The sequence below is a fragment of the Gemmatimonadaceae bacterium genome (assembly GCA_036504815.1).
Taxonomy (GTDB): domain Bacteria; phylum Gemmatimonadota; class Gemmatimonadetes; order Gemmatimonadales; family Gemmatimonadaceae; genus PNKL01.
In genome coordinates this window covers 59,523-84,216 of record DASXUN010000003.1, presented here as the reverse complement: position 1 = coordinate 84,216, position 24,694 = coordinate 59,523, and the positions used below count along the sequence as shown (strand labels likewise).

The 24,694-nt window shown below is 68.6% G+C and carries 25 protein-coding genes; 11 read left to right on the top strand and 14 right to left on the bottom strand.

What is annotated here, in order from left to right; translation table 11 throughout:
• Positions 1-82: 82 nt before the first annotated feature.
• The 13 genes from VGJ96_00795 to VGJ96_00735 form a co-directional block, all read right to left on the bottom strand.
• Complete coding sequence (locus VGJ96_00795) at positions 83-1,246, bottom strand: hypothetical protein (protein ID HEY3285638.1); 1,164 nt, start codon at positions 1,244-1,246, stop codon at positions 83-85.
• Positions 1,247-2,086: a type II secretion system protein gene (locus VGJ96_00790; GenBank protein HEY3285637.1), complete on the bottom strand. Its 840-nt coding sequence runs from the start codon at positions 2,084-2,086 to the stop codon at positions 1,247-1,249.
• Complete coding sequence (locus VGJ96_00785) at positions 2,083-2,526, bottom strand: hypothetical protein (protein ID HEY3285636.1); 444 nt, start codon at positions 2,524-2,526, stop codon at positions 2,083-2,085. The genes VGJ96_00790 and VGJ96_00785 overlap by 4 nt, the downstream gene beginning before the upstream one ends.
• Entirely contained in the window at positions 2,523-2,987 is a 465-nt protein-coding gene (locus VGJ96_00780; protein HEY3285635.1) for a type II secretion system protein, read from the bottom strand. Before VGJ96_00780 ends, VGJ96_00785 begins: the two co-directional genes overlap by 4 nt.
• Positions 2,988-3,042: 55 nt before the next feature.
• Entirely contained in the window at positions 3,043-4,068 is a 1,026-nt protein-coding gene (locus VGJ96_00775; protein ID HEY3285634.1) for a DHH family phosphoesterase, read from the bottom strand.
• Between the two features lie 118 nt (positions 4,069-4,186).
• A complete protein-coding gene (locus VGJ96_00770) occupies positions 4,187-5,653 on the bottom strand; it encodes an amino acid permease (GenBank protein ID HEY3285633.1) in 1,467 nt (488 codons plus the stop codon).
• Positions 5,654-5,901: 248 nt separating this feature from the next.
• On the bottom strand, positions 5,902-7,365 hold the full coding sequence (gene guaB, locus VGJ96_00765; GenBank protein HEY3285632.1) for an IMP dehydrogenase: 1,464 nt from the start codon (positions 7,363-7,365) through the stop codon (positions 5,902-5,904).
• Positions 7,366-7,478: 113 nt separating this feature from the next.
• Positions 7,479-7,976, bottom strand: coding sequence for a hypothetical protein (locus tag VGJ96_00760; protein HEY3285631.1), 498 nt, complete (start codon positions 7,974-7,976; stop codon positions 7,479-7,481).
• 132 nt (positions 7,977-8,108) lie between these two features.
• A complete protein-coding gene (locus VGJ96_00755; protein HEY3285630.1) occupies positions 8,109-9,122 on the bottom strand; it encodes a D-Ala-D-Ala carboxypeptidase family metallohydrolase in 1,014 nt (337 codons plus the stop codon).
• Positions 9,123-9,124: 2 nt separating this feature from the next.
• Positions 9,125-10,030, bottom strand: a complete 906-nt coding sequence (locus VGJ96_00750) for a DUF882 domain-containing protein (GenBank protein ID HEY3285629.1) — start codon at positions 10,028-10,030, stop codon at positions 9,125-9,127.
• Between the two features lie 269 nt (positions 10,031-10,299).
• The gene (locus VGJ96_00745) at positions 10,300-11,166 is read right to left on the bottom strand and encodes a L,D-transpeptidase (GenBank protein HEY3285628.1); all 867 of its coding nucleotides are present in this window, start codon (positions 11,164-11,166) and stop codon (positions 10,300-10,302) included.
• 2 nt (positions 11,167-11,168) lie between these two features.
• A complete protein-coding gene (locus VGJ96_00740) occupies positions 11,169-11,702 on the bottom strand; it encodes a hypothetical protein (protein ID HEY3285627.1) in 534 nt (177 codons plus the stop codon).
• Between the two features lie 50 nt (positions 11,703-11,752).
• Positions 11,753-12,868, bottom strand: a complete 1,116-nt coding sequence (locus VGJ96_00735) for a hypothetical protein (GenBank protein HEY3285626.1) — start codon at positions 12,866-12,868, stop codon at positions 11,753-11,755.
• 86 nt (positions 12,869-12,954) lie between these two features.
• Between VGJ96_00735 and gpmI the strand changes: the two genes are divergently transcribed.
• The 11 genes from gpmI (at position 12,955) to VGJ96_00680 (ending at position 22,437) form a co-directional block, all read left to right on the top strand.
• On the top strand, positions 12,955-14,502 hold the full coding sequence (gene gpmI, locus VGJ96_00730) for a 2,3-bisphosphoglycerate-independent phosphoglycerate mutase (GenBank protein ID HEY3285625.1): 1,548 nt from the start codon (positions 12,955-12,957) through the stop codon (positions 14,500-14,502).
• A 1-nt stretch (position 14,503) separates the two neighbouring features.
• The gene (locus VGJ96_00725; GenBank protein HEY3285624.1) at positions 14,504-15,193 is read left to right on the top strand and encodes a hypothetical protein; all 690 of its coding nucleotides are present in this window, start codon (positions 14,504-14,506) and stop codon (positions 15,191-15,193) included.
• A gap of 4 nt (positions 15,194-15,197) precedes the next feature.
• Positions 15,198-15,620, top strand: coding sequence for a 6-carboxytetrahydropterin synthase (locus tag VGJ96_00720; GenBank protein HEY3285623.1), 423 nt, complete (start codon positions 15,198-15,200; stop codon positions 15,618-15,620).
• Between the two features lie 16 nt (positions 15,621-15,636).
• Positions 15,637-16,353: a formate dehydrogenase accessory sulfurtransferase FdhD gene (locus tag VGJ96_00715; GenBank protein ID HEY3285622.1), complete on the top strand. Its 717-nt coding sequence runs from the start codon at positions 15,637-15,639 to the stop codon at positions 16,351-16,353.
• Between the two features lie 13 nt (positions 16,354-16,366).
• Positions 16,367-16,969, top strand: coding sequence for a molybdenum cofactor guanylyltransferase (locus VGJ96_00710; GenBank protein ID HEY3285621.1), 603 nt, complete (start codon positions 16,367-16,369; stop codon positions 16,967-16,969).
• On the top strand, positions 16,966-17,496 hold the full coding sequence (gene mobB / locus VGJ96_00705) for a molybdopterin-guanine dinucleotide biosynthesis protein B (GenBank protein ID HEY3285620.1): 531 nt from the start codon (positions 16,966-16,968) through the stop codon (positions 17,494-17,496). Before VGJ96_00710 ends, mobB begins: the two co-directional genes overlap by 4 nt.
• Positions 17,497-17,499: 3 nt before the next feature.
• The gene (gene dacB / locus VGJ96_00700) at positions 17,500-18,993 is read left to right on the top strand and encodes a D-alanyl-D-alanine carboxypeptidase/D-alanyl-D-alanine-endopeptidase (GenBank protein HEY3285619.1); all 1,494 of its coding nucleotides are present in this window, start codon (positions 17,500-17,502) and stop codon (positions 18,991-18,993) included.
• A 7-nt stretch (positions 18,994-19,000) separates the two neighbouring features.
• Positions 19,001-20,257, top strand: a complete 1,257-nt coding sequence (gene glp / locus VGJ96_00695) for a gephyrin-like molybdotransferase Glp (GenBank protein ID HEY3285618.1) — start codon at positions 19,001-19,003, stop codon at positions 20,255-20,257.
• A 34-nt stretch (positions 20,258-20,291) separates the two neighbouring features.
• Positions 20,292-20,966: a methyltransferase domain-containing protein gene (locus tag VGJ96_00690; GenBank protein HEY3285617.1), complete on the top strand. Its 675-nt coding sequence runs from the start codon at positions 20,292-20,294 to the stop codon at positions 20,964-20,966.
• Complete coding sequence (locus tag VGJ96_00685; protein ID HEY3285616.1) at positions 20,963-21,499, top strand: hypothetical protein; 537 nt, start codon at positions 20,963-20,965, stop codon at positions 21,497-21,499. The genes VGJ96_00690 and VGJ96_00685 overlap by 4 nt, the downstream gene beginning before the upstream one ends.
• Positions 21,500-21,603: 104 nt before the next feature.
• Positions 21,604-22,437, top strand: coding sequence for a transporter (locus VGJ96_00680; protein ID HEY3285615.1), 834 nt, complete (start codon positions 21,604-21,606; stop codon positions 22,435-22,437).
• Positions 22,438-22,515: 78 nt separating this feature from the next.
• On the opposite strand, the gene VGJ96_00675 is transcribed toward VGJ96_00680, so the two are convergent.
• Positions 22,516-24,540 (bottom strand): (Fe-S)-binding protein, encoded by a 2,025-nt coding sequence (locus VGJ96_00675; protein ID HEY3285614.1) that lies wholly within the window; start codon positions 24,538-24,540, stop codon positions 22,516-22,518.
• Positions 24,541-24,694: the final 154 nt, after the last annotated feature.

The following is a 24,694-nucleotide window of genomic DNA, read 5'->3' as shown; positions in this document are numbered from 1 at the left end:
GGGGAGCGCCTAGGCTCCCCCCGTTCCTGCACTCTAGTCTCGTCCCTACGCCTCTACCCCCTCCCCGTTCCGCCCCGCTCCTCTAATACGTCTTGAAGTTGTTCGCCCACGTGTTCTTGTAGATGCGCATCGAGCCGAGCCCGGCGACTGCGCGCGAGACCGTGCACGAGTTGTAGAGGAAGGCCTTGGTGCCGTTGAGGTCGTTGATGTCCGACGGCTGCGGCGTCACGCCGAACTGCGTATTGAGCCCGGCCACCGTCGCACCGGCCACCCGGTTGGAGCCGTTGGTGCGAATGCGGCCACCCACGAGGAGGACGCCATCCCAGCCGGCGGTGTTGCCGTTCAGGAGGATGTCGTCCTGCACGATCAGCATGCCGCGCCCGAAGTGGTTGAGAATGAACTCGTGGCCGCTGTTTGGCGGACCGTTCGCGACGAAGATGACCGGGAATACCGTCGGGTTTGCGTCGAACCAGGCCTGCGTCGGAAAGCCGTTCCCCTGGTAGTCGGAGGTGAACTGGGGAATGATCGCCGTGCCATTGTAGATGGCGGGCCAGTCGATGGGTGACGCCGCGGCCGCCGCAAACGGATTGGCCCCGATGCTCTGCACCAGCGGCGAACCTTCCAGCGGAGCGAGCGAACCGTCGTAGCCGGGACCGCCGTCGGACGCCGTCGTCGGCACGGCTACCGCCGGCAGCGTCGAGCCCGTCCCGCCGTCCACGACCGCGCACTGGTCCACGCCACTGATTGCGCCGGCCGCGCCGGCCTTGTCGGTGCCGTTATAGCCGGTCAGCGCGCTCTGCACGGTCATGCTGCCATTCAGCCAGGTGGCGATCGTTGTGACCGTGTACTCCGCCGCCGGCGCTCCGGCCACGCTTGCGCGCGTCACGACCGCGTGCGACCGCAGGTAGTAGAGCGCCGGAATGGTGGTGCCGCTCGACGGACGGATGCGCGTCGTGATGAGATCGTAGTACCCGCCCGTAAAGGTCACGCGCGTGGAATCGGACGCCCCGGGCTGACCCGAGAGACCAAGCGCCGTGCGGTCCGACGCGATGCGCTCCAGCCCCGACTCGGCGTACGTCTGGGCAAGCACCGACGCTTTCCCCGCGTCGTCGAGGGCGCGTTCACCGCGCGCCAGCGCCACCCCGCCGGCGAAGCTCGCCGTGAGGACCAGCAGGACCACGATGACCATCGGCAGCGCCATGCCACGGCGCGCGCGGGACTGCATCGGATTGGGGAGCCCGATCATTTAGTCCACCCTGTTGCGGAAGAAGATCGCCGTCTTGATCTGCACCGATTCCGGGTTCGCCTGGCCGCTCGCCCGGTTGGGACTCAGCGCGTCGAGCTTGAGCTCGACACCGCGGATATTGGCCAGCGCCGGCACCGTGGTCTGCGCCGTGTCGCTATAAAGCTGGTAGTACCGGAACTTCGCCGACGTGTCGAACGGGGCCAGCAGTTCCTCGGCGGTGCCCGTGCCGATCCGGCGGAAGAGCCCGCGTTTGCCGGGCACGATGCCGGACGTGCCGAACCGGTAGGTCACGGTCTGGTAGAGGAAGACCGGCGACCCGGTGGTGGCGGTCGCGGTCGGCGAGAGCTGCAGGTAGACGCCGTTGGGGGGCGCCGTGATGTTCATCGGCGCGTTGGTGCAATCGGAGGACGAGCCCGTCGTCGGCGCACTGCTCGCGGTGGTATAGGTGTACGTCCCGGTGACGGTCGTGTCCTTGATGGCGTACCCCTCGTACGTCGCCATCGCCCGCATGGCGGAGTCCACGGGCAGGCGCATGATCGTGCTGCTCGAGCAGAAGACACCCCACGCGATCGGCATGCGCACCCGGATGGAGTCGTTGGAGGCCGCCACCACGCCGCCGCCCGCCTCGACCATCGACAGTTCGGTCTGGATGATATTGCGGGCCGCGCGCGTCACCGAACGGGCGTCCTTCTGGCTGGCGATCCGGGCATAGAAGCGCGTCTGGCTCATCAGCAGCCGTCCCGCCGCCGCGCCGATGATGGCGACCAGGACGAGCGTGATGATGAGCTCCACCAGCGAAAAGCCGCCGCGGGCGCGGCGTGGCGCACGGGCGTTGGTCATGTGAGTGGGTTCCCGACGTACTTCTTGATGCGCGTCAGCGTCACGGTGTCCGGCTTGATGGCGGTGAAGGTGGGCGTGAGAACGAGCCGCACGGTGTAGGTGGTGCCGACGACGTTGACGGTGATCGTGCGCGTGTTGGGGAACGCCCCGGTCGTGGTCGTGAACGTGCCGGCGCGCCCGGGGAGCGAGTCCACCGGAAGCGCCATCAGGCGATTGATGTACTCGGTCAGCGCGGCGGATCGCGCGGCGCCCGCGCTGATGGTCCTCATGCGCGTCGCGTAGCGCAGCGTCACGGCCGCGTACGAGGTGGCGAGGAGCGAGAAGATGACCATGGCGAGCAGGATCTCCGCGAGGCCGGCGCCGCGGCGACGACGCGTGCGACGTGGCGCCGCGCCGGCGGCGCGCGCCGCGATGACGGGTCGCAGGTTCAGCCGAATCATGATTTGGTCACCTGTCCGGCGCGCGTCACGGAGACGGTCCGCGTGAAGTTGCCATTGCTGACCGTCACGGTCACCGCCGCCGTGGCGAGCCCCGCCGGGAAGATCGTGATCCCGCCAGACGGCGAAAACGTGACGGCCGTGGTCGAGAAGGCCTGGTTCTGGCCCAGATAGCGTGACTTGAGGACCGTGTTCGTGCCGCGGTCGGTGATATCCAGGGTCTTCGCGCTGCTGTTGTACGTGACCGTCACCGGCTTGCGCTCCCGGCTGGAGAGTGCGAAGGCCAGCTCGAAGTCGGTGGCGATGGCCGCCTGCAGCTTGCGGATGCGTTCCTCCGCCACGATGCGGCTGATGCGCGGCATCACCGCGGCCGCCATGATGCCGATGATGACCATCACGATCAGCATTTCGATGGCCGTGAAGCCATCGCGCGCGATGCGACGACGCATCGTCAGTCTAGTCATTCGTGGCCTCCGCTTCCCGGGGCGAAACGGGCCGCCCGCCCTTCCGACTCGGCCGTCAGCTGCGACGGCCGATGAACGCACGAGCCTCGTCGAGCACCCGCGCCTTCACCTCATCGAGCGACCCGGCGATGAGGGCGCCGGACGCCCGCGCATGCCCCCCACCGCCAAAGCGACGGGCGAGGGCGTTGCTGTCCACGTCCCCCACGCTGCGGAAGGACACCTTCACCTTGCCGTGGCCAAGGTCACGGAAGAGCAGCGCGAGCCGTGTACCCTCTATAGATCGGGGGTACTCCGCCACCCCGTCAAGATCTTCGGCCGTCACATTGTGACGGTCCAGTAGTCCATTGTGCACATCAACCCAGGACAATCCGTACCCTTCATCGACGCCGAGCGTCTCGAGCGCGTCACGGATGAGCGAGAGGCGCCCGCGGGGGACCGAGGCGTAGATGCGCTGGTACATCTTCTCGGGATCCACCCCGGCGGCCAGCAATCCGGCCGCCACGGCATGGCAGCGGGGCGAGGTGTTGGCGAACCGGAAGCCGCCGGTGTCGGTGAGCATGGCCGTGTAGATGGCCGTGGCGATGGGCGGCGTGAGCTCGGCGTTCATCACGCAGGCCACGTCGTAGACGATCTCGCCGGTCGCGCAGGCGCTGATGTCGGTGACGTGCAGTGTCCCCGGCGGCTCATCGCCTGGCAGGTGGTGATCGATCACCAGCGGCGGCCGGGCGAGGGCGCGCACCGCGTCCGCGAGGACGCCCAGCCGCTTCACGTCGCTGATGTCGAGCACGATCAACCGGTCGGCGGCCGCAATTGCCTTGGTCCCCTTCGCGCTGCGATCCTCGATGCCGCCCTCCTCCAGCAGGAAGCGGAACATCGCCGGCCACGGCGTGGGGTTCACCACATACGCCGTGATCCCGCGCTGCGCGAGCAGCCCGGCCAGCGCTGCCTCGGAGCCGCAGCCGTCGCCATCGGCGTTGATGTGCGTCGATAGCGCGACGACCTCGCCCGGCACCAGCTCGGCGATCAGGCGCTCGATGTCGGCGCGGCGGCCGGCGGGTACGTTGAAGAGATCTGAGAGCACGGTGAGGCGGAGGACGACAGAAGACGACGGAGAACGACAGGGGCGCCGGCATCTCGTGATGCGACGCGGCGGCGCCCGGAGTCCCGGGCGCCGCCGCAAAGATAACCGATCCCGCCGCCTACTGGGCCTGTTGCAGCTTGGAATGCTTGCGTCCGTAGGTGAAGTAGATCACCAGGCCGAGGCCCATCCAGATGAGCAGGCGGGCCCACGTGTCGCGGGGGAGGTTCCACATCAGCCAGCCGCAGACCAGCACGCCACCGACCGGCACGAACGGCACCAGCGGCGTGCGGAACGGACGATGCAGCTCGGGCTGCACGTACCGAAGCACGAGGATGCCGGCGCACACGATGACGAACGCCAGCAGCGTGCCGATCGAAACGAGCTCGCCGAGCAGGCCGATCGGGAAGGCGCCGGCAACCGCGGCGGCTACGATGCCGGTGATGATCGTCGAGAGGTACGGCGTGCGGAACTTGGGATGCACCTTGCCGAACAGCTGCGGGAGCAGGCCGTCGCGCGACATCGCGAAGAAGATGCGCGGCTGGCCCATGAGCATCACCAGCACCACCGACGCCAGGCCGGCAACCGCACCGATGGTCGTGAGGTACTTGAGCCAGGCGAGCCCCGGCCCCGCGGCGTCGAGCGCCACGTACACCGGATCCGGCACCGCCAGGTTCTTGAACGGCGTCAGGCCGGTCATCACGAGCGCCATCAGGATGTAGAGAATGGTGCAGATGACCAGCGACGCCATGATGCCGATGGGCAGGTCGCGCTGGGGATTCTTGGCTTCCTGCGCGGCCGTCGAGACCGCATCGAAACCGATATACGCGAAGAAGATCACGCCCGCGCCGGCAAAGATGCCGGACCAGCCGAAGCGGGTGGCGCCGGTGGCGGCGTCAACGACTTCCTTGGCCGGAATGAACGGATGCCAGTTGGCCTGGTTCACGAACATGAAGCCGAAGCCGATCACGAGCAGCACGATCCCCAGCTTCACCGCGACGATGAAGTTGTTGAACCGCGCCGACTCCTTGATGCCGACCACCAGCAGCGCCGTCAGCGCCAGCACGAGCACCACCGCGGGCAGGTTGATGATCGCGCCCGTCCGAACCAGCGTGTGCGTCCCTTCCACCCGGTACGGCGCGTTGGCCAGCGCCGCCGGAATCGGGAAGCCGAGGTCATTCATGATGCGCGAGAAGTAGCCCGCCCAGCCCACCGCCACGGTGGACGCGGCGAACAGGTACTCGAGGATCAGGTCCCATCCGATGATCCACGCGAAGAACTCGCCCAGCGTCGCATACCCGTAGGTATACGCGGAGCCGGCGATCGGGATCATCGAGGCGAACTCGGCGTAGCACAGGCCCGCGAAGGCGCAGCCGAGGCCGGCGAAGACGAACGAAAGGACGATGGCCGGGCCCGCGTGCGTCGCGGCCGCGGTTCCGGTCAGCACGAAGATGCCCGCGCCGATGATCGCCCCGATGCCGAGGGCTGTCAGGTTGAGTGCCGAGAGCGAGCGCTTGAGGGAATCTTCGCCCTCGCTGCTCGCTTCCTGCATCAGGATGGACATCGGCTTCTTGACGAGAAGGCCCATGCGGTTCTCCGTGGGTAGTAAGGCACGGCGGATGCCACTGGGCTCCGCGGTGGAATCGACAATGCAACCGGAACAAGCTGTGGTCACGCATCGGCCTGCGTCAATGCGTGATGTAGGACGTTAATGTACGCGCGACGGAACCTGGACGCTGGGCCGAAGCGGCATCGAACCGAAAAATGCGCGGGGCGGCACCCGTGGGTGTCGCCCCGCCTCTGCCACCCGCCATCCGCCATCTGCCATCACCCGGCTCACACGCTGTAGTTCGGAGCTTCCCGAGTGATCGTCACGTCATGCGGATGCGACTCGCGCAGGCCAGCGGTGGTGATGCGAACGAACGTCGGACGCGTGCGCAGCGCGGCGATGCTCTCGCAGCCCACGTATCCCATGCCGCTGCGCAGACCGCCGACCATCTGGAAGAGGACATCGCCGACGGGTCCCTTGTACGGGACGCGCCCCTCGATGCCCTCGGGGACGAGCTTCTTGGCGCCGAGTTCGCCGTCCTGGAAGTAGCGATCGGCGCTCCCGTCCTGCATCGCGGAGAGCGAACCCATGCCGCGGATCATCTTGAAGCGGCGGCCCTCGAGGAGGAACGACTCGCCCGGGCTCTCCTCGGTTCCCGCCAGCATCGAACCCATCATGACCGACGACGCGCCGGCGGCGAGCGCCTTGACGATGTCGCCCGAATACTTGATGCCTCCGTCGGCGATGATCGGCACGTCCCCCGCCCCGGCAACGGCGTCCATGATCGCCGTCAGCTGGGGGACGCCAACGCCAGCCACCACGCGGGTGGTACAGATCGAGCCCGGGCCGACGCCCACCTTCACCGCGTCCACGCCCCGCTCGACGAGCGCGGCAGTGGCTTGGCGCGTGGCCACGTTGCCGGCCACGAGTTGCACCTGCGGCAGCGCCTGACGCACCTGCGCGGTGGCCTGCAGCACCCCTTCCGAATGGCCGTGTGCCGTGTCGATGATCAGCACGTCCACGCCCGCGTCCACCAGCGCCCGTGCCCGGTCCATGAAGTCGCCGGCCGCGCCGATCGCGGCGGCGACGCGCAGGCGCCCGTGCTGGTCCTTATTGGAATGCGGATACTGGCGGCGCTTGTGGATGTCCTTGACCGTGATCAGCCCGATCAGCTTGCCGGCCGCGTCGACCACCGGGAGCTTCTCGATGCGGTGCTTGCCCATGATCTTCTCGGCTTCGTCCAGCGTTGTCCCCTGCGGAGCCGTGATGAGCCGCTCGCTGGTCATCGCCTCGCGCAGCGGGCGGTCGAGCTCGCGCTCGAACTGCAAGTCGCGGTTGGTGATGATGCCCACCAAGGTGCCACTGGCATCCACGACCGGAACGCCCGAGATGCGGAACTTGGCCATCAGGGCGACGGCTTCGCGCAGGTTGGCGTCGGGCTGCAGGGTGATCGGATGCAGGATCATTCCGCTTTCCGATCGCTTCACCCGATCCACCTCGGCTGCCTGCCGGTCGATGGACATGTTCTTGTGCAGCACCCCGATGCCGCCGGCCCGCGCCATCGCGATGGCCATCTCGCTTTCGGTGACGGTATCCATGGCCGCCGAGACGAGCGGCACGTTCAGGGGAATGCCCCGCGTGAAGAGTGAGGCGGTGTTGACGTGCTTGGGATGCGCGAGCGAATGGGCGGGCGAGAGCAGGACGTCGTCGAACGTGAGGGCCTGATCGTCCCGAATGCGTGGACTGGTCATAGAGAGGGCCTTGCTAATGCGCGACGGCCCGCAGCCGGAATGCTCCGGTGCGGGCCGTTGGTGGGACAAACATGGTTGCCATAGCGAATTGTAGCGTCCACGCCCCCGGTGGTCTAGGGCTTGGGCTGGTTCCCTGTTGCGGCGGGTGGCGCGGCGGGTGGCGCGGCGGGTGGCGCGGCGGGTGCTGGCGACGCGGCGGCGTTCTGGCCGGCCGCCGCGGCGGGCTCGCTGGCCGAGGGCCCCCCCGCCGCTGCATTCCCCGGCGCGATGGGCGACACGAGCGGCTTCTGCAACGGGTTTGAGGTGATCTGCGTGGCCGTAGTCACGAGATCATTGGCGAGCGACGAACCGGCCGCGGTGACGCCGCTGAGCACCCCCATCGCCTTGTTCATGAGATCCATGGTCTGCGCAATGGCCGTGGTGGAGACGCGACCGGCGCGCATGGTGTCTTCAATCCCCTCGGCGAAGCGCGTGAAGACATTCGGCGGCGGCGCCTGTCGCTCGGCGTACTTCGACTCGAGGAATTCGACGTAGTCGAGGATCTGGTAGCCGCGCTCATCGGAGAGGGCGTCGAGTCTTCGAGCGATGCGGTCGCGCAGGGAGGGGTTCATGGATCGGTGTGGCGGATAGAGATGGCAGAGGGCAGATGGCGGAGGGCGGATACGGCGGGCGGTGCAGCAGGGGACGAATGGCTGACAGCTTGAGGCCTCCTACTTCTGCCATCCGCCATCTGCCATCTGCCATCACTGCTTCCAACGCACCCGTTTCCCCCTCACATCAATGTGTACGTACGGCACGCCATTCTGGTTACCGTAGAGGCCGAGGCCGCCGACGTACTGCGGGAAATCGCGTTCGACCTGCTCCACCTGCAGCGAGACCAACATGCCATCGCGCCAGGTGACGCGTCCATCGCCGTCGGCGTCGATGGCGAGGTCAGCGGCATCGCCGTATTGGTGGCGGCTGTCGCGCGCCGCGCGCGGCACGCGTCGATTGTAGACTGGCGACCGGAAGCCGGAGTGCACGTCGACATTCACCTTCTGGTCGCGCCCGCCGCGGAACGCCCCGACATAGGCAATCACGAGCTCCACCTTGTCGAGCACGCGAGGATCGAGCGCCACGTACTTGGGCCATTGGTCCTGCTGCTCGTCGTGGGTGACGAAGTCGGACAGGCGCATGTGCTTGCTCACGGCGAGGTCGACCGACTGCGGGGTGACCTCGACGAAGCCGCGCGGGGGCGGCGGCGCGTCGCCGTCGATCCCTGACCGATAGTTGCCGATGCGGTAGCCGTTGAGCGCCTGCCCAATCTTGGCGGAGTACGGCACCATCACCGCGACGAGGACCGAGTCCACGATGCGGTGTCCGGTCTCACTCTCGACCTCGAGCCGGTAGAAGCCGGAGAAGCCGGGGGCGACCACGGTGGCACCGAACAGCGGCTGCGACGGCGTGACGACGGCGCTGTCCTGCGCCCGTACCCAGCTATACCCGAGGCCGCCGGGATCGCCGCGGACTTCGAGGGGAAAGTCGAAGCGCTCGCTGGGAAGGACGAGCTGCACCCGCACTTGCCCGCTGCGCCCGAAGACGGCGGGCGACGCCGAGACCGACGGCGCGCGTTCCTCGCGAGCGAACGGCGAGGCGAGCAGGAGGTTCGGCGGATGGAGCATCAGGACAATGGCACCGACGAGCGCCAGCGCCCCGAGCAGCAGCGCCCACCATCCGGCCCGAAATCCGCCGTCGGCGGACTGGCCGGGTGTGGTCACTGCTAGAACCGCCCCCAGCGCGCACGCACCCCGCGCGTGTCCACATGGATGAAGGGCTGCCGCGCTCGCGTCGCTCGATAGACACCGAGTCCGCCGACCAGTTCTGGGTACTGGCGCTCGACCGACTCGACCGCATCGGCCATGATGCGGATGTCCTTGGAGTTCACGCGGCCATCGTGATTGAGGTCGTCGAGACGGCCGTCGCCGTCGTTGTCCACCAGGATGTCCGCGGCGTCGCCGAACTGATGCCGGCTGTCCTGCGCGGTCCCCCGCGTGCGGCGGTTGTACTGCGGCGACCGGAAGCCGCTCATGACGCGCAGGTGCTGCGCATCAACCCCGCGGCGCTGCAGCTCCACCAGCACGAGCTCCAGCTTGTCCACCAGATCCTCGCGCAGCACGAGGTACTTGGGCCAGACATTTTGCTGGTCATGCGTGAGGAAGTCCCCCAGCCGGAAATGCTCGGAGACCGGCGTGTCCTTGTTCTCGGCCGTGACCTCGATGAAGCCATCGGGGTTCACGTACGACGCCGAGCGGAGGCGTCCCTTCTCCTGCGGGAAGCGGCCGATGTGGTAGTCGCCCACGCGGCCGTTCTTCTTCTCCGTGAAGGGGAGCAGCGTGATGAGCGACAGGTTGCGGCCGCTGGTGGAATCGGTGACGGCCAGCGTCGAACTGCTCTTCTGCTCGCGACGGCCGAACAGCCGGGCAATGGGCTCCACTTCCATGGAGCGCGGCGGCGCGAAGAACCGGGCCAGGAGGCGCCCGCTGCGGCCGAAGATCGTGTCGGCCGCGGTCGCCTCTACCGTCGCTGGCGGAGTCGCTCCGGCCATCTGTCCCGACGCCACGCCCGCCGTTGCCAGGAGCGAGGCAACGACGAGGGAGGCAGGAAGCAGGCGGCGCGGACTGATCACTGATGCTCGGGACGGGAGACGACTGCGCCGCGGCGCGCGGGGGGCGCCTGCGGCGGGACGTGGGACTCCGGAAAATAGTCCCTACCCGACCCTACGGCTATGGGTTCCCGAAACTGCTGTGGAACGGGGAGGGGGTAGAGGCTTGGCGAGGGGGGACGAGTGCAGGAACGAGAGTGGACGAGCGCGGGGCGCGGTGATTTCCATCCTCGTTCCGCCTCTCGTACCCCGTCCCTGAGCCTCCACCCCCTCCCCGTTCCGTCTTGTCCGAGCTAGTAGATGTACACCGGCGTCCCCACCGGCACGATCCGGAAAAGGGTCTCGATGTCCTCGTTCCGCACCCGCACGCAGCCGTGACTCGCCCCGCGTCCGATGCTCGCGGGCGCATCCGTGCCATGGATGCCGTATCCGTCTCCGAGGTAGAGACGGTTCACCCCGAGCACCCCGGCATACCGGCGCTGGTTGGTGTTCATTGGCGGGATGATCAGGTCGCGACCCACGACGATCTCCTTCCCCTCCATGACCTCGAAGGGGACTTCGTGCCCGTCGGGATAGCGCGTGACTACGTCATTGCCCGTAACGGTGATCACCGCGCCACCGGCGGCGGAAATCTGCTGGCCGCGCTCCAGCCGGCGCAGCCGCTTGCCCGCCTTGCGCGCGGCCTCGATGTAATGCCAGTCGGGGGGGACCCACGCGGGATCCACGTCCTTGCGGAGCACCACCAGCCGTCCGCGCGGCGTCTCGAACTTCCACCGCGACCCGCCGGCGCGCTCGAGGTACTTGCCGGTCCCGGTCGCGACGCGCGTGCTGAACAGCACCGTCGGACCGCGCTTGTACCAGAGCCGGTTCTCGGAGATGCTGATCACGATGTACGGCTGGTCGCCGAGTGAGTCGGGGGAGGCCGCGAGCACACGGTCGAGTGAATCTCCGGCCGAAGCCGCCTGTGCGCGCACCGTCGCGAGGATGTCGGCGTTGTCGTTGTAGACCGCCTGCGTGAGGTCGCGTTCACGCTTCGCCGCGCGCGCTTCCTCGAACTGCGCGACCGCGAGCACGACCGCTGCAATGGCAGCGGCCACGCTCAACCAGGCGACCGGACCTCCACTGGCGAAGAACCCGCGAGACGCTCGCTGCTCGGTCATCATCAGTAGAAGTACACCGGCAAACCGGCCTTCAGGTTGGGCAGGATCGACTTCAGGTCGGCGGCGCCGATGCGCACGCTGCCGGCGCGTGCCGGCCGCGACGCATCGCCGCGATAGATGGTCGCTCCGCCCGAGAGCACGACGAGCGAGTCACCGCGCACCTCTTCCACGCGTCGCACGCCCCGCGGCGAGGCGATGGGGATGGAGTCGCCGGCCGCGCGCTCCCAGCCATCGGCTCCGACGGCCACAGCGGCGCTGCGCAGCACCGCGCCGTGCTGTTCGAGGTGGAGCATGCCGCTGTCCACCGAGACGGCGATGTGGAGATCGCCGGCGGTGCGCGCCTGCCGGACGGCGAGCGCCATCATCACCTGCAGGCGCTTGGCGTCGGAGGACAGCGCGAGATCGGTCTTCACCTGCTCGATGCCACTCATCCCCACGCGCAGCGCACGCACCTCGCGCCGGTATTCTGACGTCCGCCACGTGAAGACCGCCGCCGCGGCCAGCGACGCCGCAAACGTCCACCAGAGGAGCCGCATAAGCCGCGGGTGCTCACGCCACAACGACCGCCAGCCGGTCTCGACCGGAATCACTGCCGCGCGAACGAGAGAATGTCGAGGACGGGAATGCCGACGGGCTGCGACCGCCCGGTGCGTACGCGCGCCGTGATCAGCAGTCGGGTCAGCGCCTGCGTGGAGCGCGCCTCGGCGAGCAGCGACGGCGGAATGGCCAGGTAGAGCAGCTGATCTTCGGTGCCGGGGCCCTTCGCCAGGAAGTACGGTTCGTCGACGGCGAGGTCGCGGCGCAGCGGATCAGCATACTGGAGAGCCAGCACCTGCACTTCCCAGCGCACGGTCTTGCCGCGGGTGCCGTCGGGATCGGCCCGCAGGTCGGCGGCGCTCAGCGACGAGCCGAACGACGAGTCGGCCGGCACCACATCGCGTTCCTGCACCCACACTTCGGCGCGCACGCGCACCCAGCCGCGCGACCGCGCCAGCGGGACCACGTAGGTGCCGCCGCCGATCTGACCCACCACCGCGCCGTTCGGCGCGTTGCGCGCGATGGCGGTGCGCGCCACGCGCATCGCGCCCTCCGGAAGCAACTCGATAGCCGGGGCCTCCTCCGTGGTCGGCGCCGCAGACTGCGAGGGCGCTCGCGGGGGAGCGGTCGCCTTCGTCACCGGCTTCGGGGGAGCTGCTGCCGCCTTCTCCCGCGCGGTCGTTCCCTTGGCGGGCGGAGGCGCCTTGGCCGCGGGCGGTGTGGTGGTTCGCCCCGCGGCGGGCGCGTCCCGTTTAGCCCCGGCGCCCGCCGGAAGGACCTTCGCATCCACCCAGCCGCTGCGCCGCACGTTCACCCACGACTTCTGCTTGCCTTCGGTGAACAGGCCGGCGTTGGGGCGCACCTCGCCGAGGATCACGCCCTTGACCGACGGCGCCGAGCGCAAGCGCATGGCGATGTTGCCGGAGAGGTGCGCCGGGAACGAATCGCGCGCGCCACCCAGGCGCGAGCCGTCAATCCAGCCCGTGAACGTCACGGCCACGGCGCCGTTCCGCGTGGGGCCGACCGTCACGGTCGCGCCCTCCTTGAGCAGCGCGATGACGCTGCCGCCGGGCGCGGAACGCACGGTGGCATCGGAGATGAGCGCGGTCTGCGCCGAGAGCGGCGCCGCGCAGAGGAGAATCAGGAGGGAACGAATAGGTCGCATCGCTGGTAGGGGGGCGTGACCGCGGCTAGTTTTCCCTGGGTCACGCATACTGCCGAACATATCACCCGTCTCTGAGCTCAGCCAAGATGACGTCGCGCATAGACCGTCCGGTCGTTCTCGTGGTACTCGACGGATGGGGCTACCGGGAGAGCACCGAAGGGAACGCCGTCCGCCTCGCGCACACCCCTACCTGGGACCGGCTGTGGGCGAAGGCGCCCCGCACCCTGCTGGAGGCGTCGGGCCGCGCGGTGGGCCTCCCGACCGGCCAGATGGGAAACAGTGAGGTCGGCCACCTGAATCTCGGCGCCGGCCGGGTGGTGATGCAGGATCTCGTGCGGATCACCGCGGCCATCGAGGATGGCACGTTCTTCAAGAACAGCGCCTTCCTTGCCGCCTGCGCGCAGGTGCGGCGCAGCGGCGGCACGCTCCATCTCATGGGGCTGGTGGGCGACGGCGGCGTGCACGCGCATCAGGAACATGCCATCGCGCTGGTGGACCTCGCGGCGCGCCAGGGCGTGGGGCGCGTGGCGCTGCACTGCCTGCTCGACGGACGCGACACGCTGCCGACGAGCGCGCTGGGCTTCACGCGCGACCTCGCGGCGCGCACCGAGGGGCGGGCACGGATCGCCAGCATCGGCGGCCGCTACTACGGCATGGATCGCGACCAGCGCTGGCATCGCATCGAGCCGTGGTATCGCGCGGCCGTGCAGGGCGTGGGGCCGTCGACCACCGATCCGCTGGCATTCATCCAGGCGAACTACGACCGCGGCGTGACCGACGAGTTCATGGAACCGGCCGTGGTGCTCGGCGCCGACGGCGCCGCCGTGGCGCCGATGCGCGACGGCGATGCGCTGATCATGTGGAACTTCCGCTCCGACCGCATGCGGCAGATCATCCGTGCGATCGCGATCGAGGGGTTCTCCGGCTTCGAAACCGGGAAGCGGCCGCCGGTGCACGTGGCGTGCATGACGCAGTACGACCAGACCTTCGGCCTTCCCATCGCATTCGAGCCATTCTCGATGGCGAAGATCGTGGCGGAGGTGCTGCAGGAGCATGGCCTGACGACGCTGCGCACCGCGGAGACCGAGAAATACCCGCACGTGACATATTTCTTCAACGGTGGCAACGAAGTGCCGTACGCGGGCGAGGAGCGCATCCTCGTGCCGAGCCAGAAGGTGGCGACCTACGACCTGATGCCGGAGATGAGCGCTGCCGGCATCACCGACGTGCTCTGCGCGGCCATCGAGGAGAAGCGCCACCCGTTCACGCTCTGCAACTACGCCAACGGCGACATGGTGGGACACAGCGGCAATCTCGAGGCGACGATCAAGGCCTGCGAGGTGGTGGACCAGCAGCTCACGCGCGTCGTGCAGAGCGCGGCGAAGGCGGGGGCCCGCCTGCTGATCACGGCAGATCACGGGAACTGCGAAATGATGTTCGACCCGGCAACGGGCGGGCCGCACACGGCGCACACCACCAATCCGGTGCCGCTGCTATACGTTGACGACGACACCCAGCTGGCGCTGCGATCGGGCGGCGCGCTGTGTGATGTGGGACCGACCGTGCTGGGCATGCTGGGCGTGCCGCAGCCGCCGGAAATGACCGGCAAGGACCTTCGAATCCAGGGAGCCTGACGTGATGCGACTGCGCGCTGCGTTGTTTGTGCTGACGCTGGCGGCCGCCCCCGCGGTCGCGCAGGTGGGGTACGAACCCGCCAAGAGCCCATACCGTGACCTGCCGTGGAAGCAGTCGCTGGCCGTCTTCACCGGCGGTTTCGACACGGGCAAGGACGAAGCGGGCGTGGGTCCGCAGCCGGGATGGCTGGCCGGCGTGCGCTACGACCTGCGCATCGGCGGACCGGTGGCGCTGGTGGCGCGATTCGGTTCGGCGCCCACCTCACGGCGGATCCTGCGTCCGCTCAACCCGGCGGCGTCGCGTTACGTCGGGGACCAGAACAGCCAGCTCCTCACCGCCGATCTCGGCATCGCGCTGAACATCACGGGCCAGAAGAGCTGGCATCGGATGGTCCCGGTCGTGTCGGGCGGTGTCGGCGTCGCCAGTGACTTCCGGGGCACCCCGGACGTGGGCGGCTACCGCTTCGGCACGCGGTTCATGTTCACGTATGGCCTCGGTGTGCGGTACCACACCGACGGGCGCTGGGAGCCGCGTGTCGACTTCACGAACTACATCTGGCAGCTGCAGTACCCGCCCGAGTACCGGGAGAAGCCGTCGGACGGCGGCAAACCGTTGGTCAGTGGCGGCAAGGCGCCGTGGATGGGCAACCATCTCTGGTCGCTGGGACTCGCCTACCATCTCTTCCGCTGACCCCGTGCCGGCTCTCTCGCTGACGCGCCGCGTCACGTTCGCCGCCGCGCATCGCTACCGGCGGCCGGAGTGGAGCGACGAGCGCAACTTCGAGGTCTTCGGCAAGTGTTCCCGCCTGCCGTGGCACGGCCACACCTACACGTGTGATGTCTCCGTCGGCGGCGCGGTGGATCCGGTCACCGGGTTCGTCGTGGATCTCGCCGTCCTCGATGACATTCTCGCGCGCGAGGTGATGGAGCGGTTCGATCATCGCAACATCAACCTGGACGTGCCGGAATTCGCCGAGGGACGGCTGGTGCCGAGCTGCGAGAATCTCGCCGCGTTCATCGCCGAGCGCGTGCAGGGAGCCCTCGGCGCACGCGCCCAGGTGACGCGGGTCTGGCTCTCCGAGAGTCCGACGCTGTGGGCCGAATGGGTGCGGGACTGACGACGGAGCGCGCGCCATGACGCGACTCGACGCGGTGGAGGAGACGCCGGTCTGGCTCGAGGTGAACGGCGAGAGTGCCGTCACGTGGATGTGCACGCCCGACCAGCTCCCCGAGCTGGTGGTCGGCTGGCTGTTCGGCGAGGGGTACATCGACACGCGGGCCGACCTGCTCTCGCTGCGTCCCTGCGCGTTCGAACCCGGATTCTGGGCGCAGGTGCCGCGCGAGCGCTACGAGACGGTGGAGGGAACGGAGCGGCGCCGCGTGCTCGCCAGCGGGTGCGGCGCCGTCACGACCATCCTCGGCTCGCTCTCGAGCGTGCCGCGCCGCACGACGACGCCGGCGATTCCCGACCTCGCGCACACCCGCAAGCTCTTCAAGGAGCTCTTCGCGAAGGGGGCGCGGTACAGCGAGACGGGCGGCATCCACGCCGCCGCGCTGACCGACGGCGAGACGCTGCTGGCGCATGCCGAGGACATCGGCCGTCACAATGCGGTGGACAAGGTGCTCGGCGCGCTGCTCATGGCCGGCACGCGCCCGGATGACCTGATCCTGCTCGTGACGGGGCGCATCTCCGGTGAGCTCGCGTTCAAGGCGGCGCGCGCCCGGCTGTCCGTGGTGGCGACGCCCAGCGTGCCGAGTTCATTGGCGGTGGACATCGCCAAGGCCGCGGGGATGGTGCTGGTCGGTCGCGCCGTGTCGGGCGAGCCACAGGTCTGGTCGGTGCACGACTGATGGCCCCCGCGCGATGAGCACGCACTGCGTGGGCGTGATTCTCGCGGGTGGCGGAGCCACCCGGTTTGGCGGACTGCCCAAGGGGCTGCAGCTCGTGGATGGCGTCCGGATGATCGATCGCGTCGCCACCGCGCTGCGGGCCGTGACCGACGAACTCCTGCTCGTGGCCAACGCGCCCGACGCGCGCCTCTGGCTCCCCGGCGTGCGCACGGAGGTTGACGTGCGACGTGGCGAAGGCGCGCTGGGCGGGCTCCACGCGTCGCTCGCGCACGCGCGCGGCGCGGCCGTGCTTGTGGTCGCGTGGGACATGCCGTATGCCAGCGAGGGCTTGCTGCGCGCGCTGCGCGCGCGCGGCGAGCAGGGGTTCGATGCGGTGGTCCCGGAGAGCGAGACGTCGGGACGCGGCGTCGAGCCGCTCTGCGCCTGGTACGGCCCGGCCTGCCTGCCCGCCATTGAACGGCGGCTCGACGCGGGGGATCGGCGCGTGGTCTCGTTCCACGACGACGTGCGCACCGCCCGGCTGAGCGCCGCCGAGGTGTCGCAGTGGGGCGAACCGGCGCACATCTTCTTCAACGTGAACACGCCGGACGACCTTCCAACCGTGCCCAACCCATGACGCCACCGCTCCTCTCGATCACCGGGAAGAAGAACTCCGGCAAGACCACCCTCGTCGTGCGACTCGCCGATGCGCTCACCCGGCGCGGCGTGCGCGTGATGACCATCAAGCACGGGTCGCACACGTTCAACATGGACCCGGTCAACACCGACACGTACCGCCATTACCACGAGGGACAGGCGGAGCGCGTCGCGATGATCTCTCCCGACAAGTTCGCGCTCGTCGCGCGCTGGGAGCAGCCGCTGACGCCGCAGGAGGTCGTCGAGCGCCACATGATGGACGCCGACCTCGTGCTCTGCGAAGGGTTCAAGGCGACAGACCTGCCCAAGGTGGAGGTCTTCCGCCGGGCCGCGCACGACGCGCCGCTCTTTGACCCGTCGCTCGGCAACGCGGCCGCCTGGCGGGCGATGGTCTCGGACCACGCGGTCGATGGCCTCCCCTTCCCCCTCTTCCGGCTCGACCACGACGGCTGGCTCGATGCGCTAGCCGACTGGGTTGAGGGCACTTTCCTCCCTGGCCGGACCTGAGCCATGCGCCGCGTCATCGTGCTCGGCATCCTCCTGATCGCTGCCTGCTCCACCTGGGGCGGGCCGTCGCAACCATCGCCCTCGGGCGAGCGGGCCGTCTTCCAGCGCGCCGTCGACTCGATGGTCACGCAGCCGGCCTTCCGCAACGCGAACTGGGGCATCCTGGTGGTGGACCCGGTGCGCGGCGACACGCTCTACTCGCACAACGCAGGCAAGCTCTTCATGCCCGCGTCGAATCAGAAGATCCTGACGGGGGCCACCGCGCTGGCGCAGCTCGGCCCGAACTTCCGCTTCCGCACCCAGTTCGCGGCCAACGGCCGGCTCGTGAACGGCTCGCTGCGCGGCGACCTGGTGGTGATCGGGCGCGGCGACCCGACGTTCAGCGACGCGGCATTCGGCGACGCCATGCGGCCGATGCGCGCGGCGGCCGACTCGCTGTGGTCGCTCGGCGTGCGGGAGATCGCCGGCGCGCTCGTGCGCGGCGGTGACGCGTTCCCGGACTCCACGCTCGGCTTCGGCTGGGCGTGGGACGACCTCGACTACGGCTATTCCGCCGGCGTGGACGAACTGTTCTTCAACGAAGGCATCGCGAACGTCACCGTGTACGCGGCCAAGTCGGTCGGTGGACCAGCGACGGTGCGAACGGCGCCGGCGCGCACGGTGCCGAAGGTCGGCCGGGTGTCGGTGGTGACCGGCGGCATGATGGATCCCGAGGCGCGGCAGCCGAATCGCATCAGCTGGGAGACGGATGTGCGCGGGGCGCGCCCGGCGCTCAATCTTTCGGGCTTCGTGAAGATGCGCGACAGCGCCACGGTCACGGTCGCTCTCCGCAATCCGGCGCAGGCGTGGCTGGAGGCGTTCGCCGAGTCGTTGGCCGAGCGCGGCATCGTGCTCCGCGGAAACGTGATCAGCGAACCGGCCGTGGACACCGTCGGCCTGACGCCGCTCTTTTCGCTCGCGTCGCCGCCGCTCCGCACCGTGATGCCGCTCTTCGAGAAACCGTCGCAGAACCAGATCGGCGAGATCCTCTTCCGGACGCTCGGCCTCGAGAAGAGCGGCGTCGGCACTCCCGACAGCGGACGACGCGTGGTCGAGCGCCAACTCGCCGCCTGGGGCGCCGACACGGCGGGTCACGCGGTGCGCGACGGCAGCGGCCTCTCGCGCCACGACTACGTGACGCCCGAGACGATCGTGAAGGTGCTCAACGCCATGCGGCAGCACGCAGCCTTCAGTGCGTTCTACGAGGCGCTCCCGATTGCCGGCGTGGATGGCACCATCGCCTCACGGATGCGCGGCACGCCGGCCCAGGGCAACGTGCACGCCAAGACCGGAACCGTGGACAAGGCCCGCAGTCTCTCGGGTTACGTGACGACGCCCGGCGGCCGCATGCTCGTTTTCAGTTTCCTGTGCAACAATTTCACCGTGCCCAATCGCGACGTGGAGCGGGTGCAGGACGCCATTCTCGTCCGGCTCGCTTCGCCCGGCGCTCCGAGGTAGGCGGCGTATGCTGAGTGTCGCGGAGGCCGTGGCGCGCGTCGTCGGTGACGTGGAGATGCTCGATGCCGAGTTCGTCGCGCTCAACGACGCGCTCGGCCGTGTGCTCGCCGCCGACGTCCGGGCGAGCTACACGCTCCCGGCGTGCAACAACTCGGCGATGGATGGGTATGCCGTGCGCGCCGAAGATCTTGCCGGGGCGAACGCCGAGTCGCCACGAAGTTTCCGCGTCGTTGAGACGGTGGCTGCCGGGCAGTTCCCGACGCGCGCCATAGGAACGGGCGAAGCGACGCGGATCATGACCGGTGCGCCGCTGCCGATGGGTGCCGACTCCGTGCTCCGCGTCGAAGACTCCGATGGGGGCCTCGAGGTGGTGCGTGCCCTGCACGACCGCGACTGCGGCAAGAACGTGCGGCCGCGCGGCGAGGATTTCCGCGAAGGCGACGTGGTGCTTGGCGCGGGCGAGCCGGTGGGGGCCGCGCAAATCGGCGTCCTCGCCTCGCTCGGCATGGCACAAGTACCGGTGCACCGGGCGCCGCGCGTGGCGATCCTCGGTTCGGGCGACGAACTGGTGGACCTCGACCAGTTCGAGCGTGTCGTGGCCGGCGAGCGGATCATCGCGTCGAACAGCTACACGCTGCAGGCACTGGTGACCATGGCGGGGGGCGTGCCGGTGCCGCTCGGCAATGCGCTCGACACGCCGGAGTCGATGCGTGACATCTTTCAGCGCGCCGTCGCGGCGAAGCCCGACCTCATCATCAGCTCGGCCGGTATCTCGGTGGGTGAGTTCGACTACACGCGCGACGCCCTGGGCTGGCTCGGGGCCGACCTCAAGTTCTGGAAAGTGCGGATGCGTCCGGGCGCCCCCATCGGATTCGGCACGATTGCCGGCATTCCGTGGATTGGCCTGCCCGGCAACCCCGTGTCCGTGATGGTGACGTTCGAACTCTTCGCGCGCCCGGCGATCCAGCGGATGCTCGGGAACAAGCGGCTGTTTCGGCGCCCCGTCCCGGTGACCCTCGAGGAGCCCGTGAAGATCGGCGCGAAGCTCACGCACTTCCTGCGCGCGATCGTGACCACGCAGCCGACGGGCGCACTCACCGCGCGCCTCACCGGTCCCCAGGGCTCGGGGATCCTGACCTCGATGGCGCGCGCCAACGCCCTGCTCGTGGTCACCGAGGACCGACCATCCGTGGCCGCCGGCGAGACGCTGTCCGCGTTGCTGCTCACGCCAGCCGCGCAGATGGCCGAGACGTTCGTGCTGTGACGTCACCGGCACGCCGAATGGCCGCAGCGACGCGATGACCGTCGCCCTGCCCCGCGAACTTGCCGCGCTCGACGATCGGTTCGTGCTCCAGACCCGAGACGTCGTCATCGCCGGCCGCACGTGGACGCTCGACCTGCCGCGCAGCGCCGAGGACCTGATCAACGAGGCGGACTTTGAGCGGGACGAACGACTGCCCTACTGGGCCGATCTGTGGCCATCGGCGATTGTGCTCGCCGGCGAGGTGGCGGCGCTCGACGGTGCGGGTCAGCGGGCGATCGAGTATGGCGCCGGACTCGGACTCCCGTCGCTCGCCGCGGTGTCGGCGGGGTTCGACATCACCGTCACGGACTATTATGAGGACGCCCTGCTCTTCGCGCGACGCAACGCCCTGCGCAACTGCGGGCGCGACCTGCCGACCCGCCTGGTGGACTGGCGCGCACTCCCCGAGTCGGTCGGCACCTTTGACCTCGTGCTGGCCGCCGACGTACTCTATGAGAGGCCGTATGCGCCGCTCGTGGCGCGGGCCGTGGTGGGCGCGCTGGCGCCGAATGGCGTGGCACTCATCGCCGACCCGGGACGCGTGGCGCTCAACGCCTGCCTCGCCGAGTGCGCGGCGTTGGGTGCCGTCGTTCGACAGCGGCGCGCGGCGCGGCATGAGGAAGGCGTGACGAAGCACACGATCACCATTCACGAGGTGCGGCTCGGGTGAACCAGCCGTTGCTGCAGATGGACCTGCGACTGGTCGGTGGCGCCATCGTGGTGTTGGCGGGCGCCGTGATCGCCATTTGGCTGATCGGCCGCCGCTTGCGCGCCGACATGGGCCTGCACGGCGGCAGCGGCGTGTCCGGACCGCCGGCGCCGAACTCCGGGGCGCCGTCGCAAATCGTGAGGGAGCTGCAGGCCCGCGGCCTGGTGACGCCGGCCCAGCTCGCGAGCATGACTGAGACGGAACGCCGGTTGCTCTTCAGCACGATGGCCGGCGCCATCAGCCGGGCAGCCGATCCGGACGAGCGGCTATCTGGGCCCAGCATGCGCACCACGTTGAACCCGGGCGACCTCCCGCCGATCCACTGCCCGCTGTGCAGCTACCGCATCGAGCGCTTCACCAGCACCCCGCCCATCACCGGACAGTGCGACACCTGCGCCGCCAAGGTTGTGGTGCGGAGCGACGGGACTCGCATTCTTCTCACCGTGCTGCCGAGGGACCGCGCGAGCCCGCGGGGGCCTCTGCGTTCGCTGTGACTCATCGGCGCCGGATCACGCCGAATTGTGCGAAGCACCGATACCCGCGGTCCAGGCCTTCATTCTCGCTCTGCTGCATTCGTTCTTCATCGCCCATCACACCCATGCCAAAGGCTTTCGCGCTCCTGTTGTTCTCCACTCTCGGCGCGGCGCCGCTCGCCGCCCAAGACGTCGCACCCGCCGCCAGGAAACCGCTCGCCGACAATTCCTTCTTGCTCGAGGAAGCGTACAACCAGGAGGCGGGCGTCGTGCAGCACATCTCCAGTTTCGTGCGCACCAAGGACCAGAAGGGGTGGGCGTACTCGTTCACGCAGGAGTGGCCTGTCCGGGGTCAACGCCATCAGCTGAGCTACAGCGTCCCGCTCGCGCAGACGAGCGATGGGGTGACGACCGGGCTTGGCGACGTGATGATCAACTACCGGTTACAGGTCCTCCAAGACGAGGACCGCGGGCTCGCCATCTCCCCGAGACTTTCATTGAGTCTGCCGACCGGTGACTACAAGAGAGGACTCGGCGTCGGGGGCACCGGAGTCCAGGCGAACCTGCCGATGAGCAAGACGATTGGCACCTCACTCGTCTCTCACACCAACGCCGGGGCCACCTGGTTTCCGAAGGCACCCGGCGCCGGGGACTCGTCCACCAGTCTGCGCGCCGTCGCGCTCGGCCAGAGCTTCATCTGGCTGGCGACGCCGCGCTTCAACGTGATGCTGGAAGCGACCTGGGGCCGCACGACGGCGCAATTCGATGGCGGCACCACCAGCACGGAGTCCGCGCTGGTGTCGCCCGGTATTCGCTGGGGGTACGACTTCAAGAGCGGCCTGCAAGTCGTGCCGGGGATCGCGTTTCCCATTGGCGTAGGTCCCAGCCGGGGAACCCGGCAGCTCTTCCTCTACCTGAGTTTCGAGCATCCGTTCACGGCGCACGCGAGGCCGCAGTAGCGGATTGGGCAGGTCGGCTGCCGAAGCGAGGAACGCCCCGACGCTTGGCAGCGGCGGGGCGTCATCGTGCACCCGTACCTACGCGAGCCGGTCAGCCACGACTTCGGCGATGTCGTAGACCTTCACGTGCTCATCGCGCGACGAGATGGAGTCGTGCATCATCGTCATGCAGAAGGGGCACGCCACCGCCACGGCCTGCGCGCCCGTTGCCAGTGCCTCCTCCGCGCGCTCGGCGTTGATCCGCTTCCCTTCATTCTCTTCCATCCACATCCGCCCGCCGCCGGCGCCGCAGCACAGGCCCCGATCACCCGAACGCGGCATCTCCACGAGATTCACCACCGGCAATGCCCGCTTGAGCGTCTGTCGCGGTGCGTCATAGATCTTGTTGTAGCGTCCCAGGTAGCACGAATCGTGGTACGTGAACGTGCTCACCGCCTCGTGGAGGTCCGGCCGCAGCGGCACACGCCCCTGCGCCATCAGGTGCTCGATGAACGTCGAGTGATGGATGACGTCGTAGTTGCCGCCGAACTGCGGGTACTCGTTGCCCAGTTGATGCATGCAGTGCGGGCAGGCGGTGACGATCGTACGCACGTGATACCGGGCCAGGGTCTCGACGTTCTCCTTGGCGAGCATCTGGTACAGGTACTCGTTGCCCATGCGTCGCGCCGGGTCGCCGTTGCACTTCTCCTCGCGCCCGAGAATGGCAAAGTTGACGCCCGCCGCCTGCATGATCCTTGCGAAAGCCACGGTGGTCTTCTTGGCGCGGTCGTCGAACGACCCCATGCATCCGACGAAATAAAGGACGTCGGCGGTCTCGCCGCGATCGGCCAGCTCGGCCATCGTCGGGATATTCATCCCCTCGGCCCACTTCCCGCGATCGCCCGGATCGAACGCCCACGGCGACCCGCGCTGCTCCATGCTCTCGAAGGCCGGCATCACCTCTTCGGGGAAGCGCGATTCGCCAAGCACCAGGTTGCGGCGCATCTCGAGGATGACCGACAGCTGGTCGATGGAAACCGGGCACTCCTGCACGCAGGCGCGGCAGGTGGTGCACGCCCACAGTTCCTGCTCGGTGATGAACCCGTCGAGCAGCGGCCGATCGTCTCCCGTCTCCCGTCTTCCGTCTCCCGTCAGCAGTCCGGGCGCCCTCTGCTCCAAGCGTTCCCGGACATTCACGATGATCTTTCGCGGTGACAGCAGCTTCCCCGTCGTGTTCGCCGGACAGACCGCGGTGCAGCGACCGCACTCGGTGCAGGCGAAACCGTCCATCAGGCTCTTCCACGACAGGTGCTCGACGTCCTTCGCGCCGAACTGCTCGACGTCGGCCTCCAGGTCCATGTACTTCATGACCCCGGCCTGTCCCGGTCCGCTCGTGTTCGAGAGCAGCACGTTGGGAAGCGAGGCGACCACGTGCAGGTGCTTGGAGTACGGCAGGTAGTTCAGGAAGCCGAGGACCAGCAGGCCGTGCGCCCACCAGTTGAGGGAGCGGAAGAACGCGGCCCAGTCCTGCGGCACGAACGAGAGGACATTCGCCAGCGCGAAGGAGATGGGCCGGTAGACGGGCGACGCGTGCTGGGGGAACGCCACCATCTCGAACGACTCGGCCAGGAACATCGTGACCATCAGCAGGCCAATCCAGCTCAGGATGAGCAGCGGGTCGTTGGCGTGCGTCTCGGCGCCCTGCAGCCGCTTCACACGGTGCGTCAGGCGGCGCCAGAGCGCGAACACGACCGCGCCGATGACGATCACGCCCCAGAGGTCCTGGTTGTTCTGGTAGAAGCGGTACGCCCACTGCGGCATGAACTTCGCGAGCGTGAAGTCCGGCATGATGCCGCGGGCGATGAACTCGGAGGTGCCGACCGTCAGCACGCAGAATCCCCAGAAAATCGCCGCGTGCATCGGCCCGGCAATCCAGTCACGGAAGATCTTGCGCTGGAAGACGCCGATGGTGATCAGATTGGCGAGCCGCTGCGGGATATGATCCCAGCGCGAATCGTCCAGCCGCCCGATGCGGAGGTAGCCCACGAGGCGCTGGACGTTGTACGCGAAGAAGCCGGCGGCAACGGCGACGATCAGGGCGAAGAGGCCGTTCGATGCAGTCATATGCAGAAGGTAGCGCGGCTTCGACGCCCGGAACAGCCGCACGGCGTGTAGGGCCCGGTTCGGGATTGCCGAGCGACCGCGGCACATGCGAAGGCGACCTCGAGGTCGTCGCGCCGGTGCGGATGGTACTTCGCGGCATTGCATTCCCACGCGG

Excerpts from the sequence above, each read along its gene's own strand:
- VGJ96_00795 (HEY3285638.1), bottom strand. The coding sequence starts at position 1,246 with ATGATCGGGCTCCCCAATCCGATGCAGTCCCGCGCGCGCCGTGGCATG.
- VGJ96_00790 (HEY3285637.1), bottom strand. The coding sequence starts at position 2,086 with ATGACCAACGCCCGTGCGCCACGCCGCGCCCGCGGCGGCTTTTCGCTG.
- VGJ96_00785 (HEY3285636.1), bottom strand. The coding sequence starts at position 2,526 with ATGATTCGGCTGAACCTGCGACCCGTCATCGCGGCGCGCGCCGCCGGC.
- VGJ96_00780 (HEY3285635.1), bottom strand. The coding sequence starts at position 2,987 with ATGACTAGACTGACGATGCGTCGTCGCATCGCGCGCGATGGCTTCACG.
- VGJ96_00770 (HEY3285633.1), bottom strand. The coding sequence starts at position 5,653 with ATGGGCCTTCTCGTCAAGAAGCCGATGTCCATCCTGATGCAGGAAGCG.
- guaB (HEY3285632.1), bottom strand. The coding sequence starts at position 7,365 with ATGACCAGTCCACGCATTCGGGACGATCAGGCCCTCACGTTCGACGAC.
- VGJ96_00760 (HEY3285631.1), bottom strand. The coding sequence starts at position 7,976 with ATGAACCCCTCCCTGCGCGACCGCATCGCTCGAAGACTCGACGCCCTC.
- VGJ96_00745 (HEY3285628.1), bottom strand. The coding sequence starts at position 11,166 with ATGACCGAGCAGCGAGCGTCTCGCGGGTTCTTCGCCAGTGGAGGTCCG.
- VGJ96_00740 (HEY3285627.1), bottom strand. The coding sequence starts at position 11,702 with ATGCGGCTCCTCTGGTGGACGTTTGCGGCGTCGCTGGCCGCGGCGGCG.
- VGJ96_00735 (HEY3285626.1), bottom strand. The coding sequence starts at position 12,868 with ATGCGACCTATTCGTTCCCTCCTGATTCTCCTCTGCGCGGCGCCGCTC.
- gpmI (HEY3285625.1), top strand. The coding sequence starts at position 12,955 with ATGACGTCGCGCATAGACCGTCCGGTCGTTCTCGTGGTACTCGACGGA.
- VGJ96_00715 (HEY3285622.1), top strand. The coding sequence starts at position 15,637 with ATGACGCGACTCGACGCGGTGGAGGAGACGCCGGTCTGGCTCGAGGTG.
- VGJ96_00710 (HEY3285621.1), top strand. The coding sequence starts at position 16,367 with ATGAGCACGCACTGCGTGGGCGTGATTCTCGCGGGTGGCGGAGCCACC.
- mobB (HEY3285620.1), top strand. The coding sequence starts at position 16,966 with ATGACGCCACCGCTCCTCTCGATCACCGGGAAGAAGAACTCCGGCAAG.
- dacB (HEY3285619.1), top strand. The coding sequence starts at position 17,500 with ATGCGCCGCGTCATCGTGCTCGGCATCCTCCTGATCGCTGCCTGCTCC.
- glp (HEY3285618.1), top strand. The coding sequence starts at position 19,001 with ATGCTGAGTGTCGCGGAGGCCGTGGCGCGCGTCGTCGGTGACGTGGAG.
- VGJ96_00690 (HEY3285617.1), top strand. The coding sequence starts at position 20,292 with ATGACCGTCGCCCTGCCCCGCGAACTTGCCGCGCTCGACGATCGGTTC.
- VGJ96_00680 (HEY3285615.1), top strand. The coding sequence starts at position 21,604 with ATGCCAAAGGCTTTCGCGCTCCTGTTGTTCTCCACTCTCGGCGCGGCG.
- VGJ96_00675 (HEY3285614.1), bottom strand. The coding sequence starts at position 24,540 with ATGACTGCATCGAACGGCCTCTTCGCCCTGATCGTCGCCGTTGCCGCC.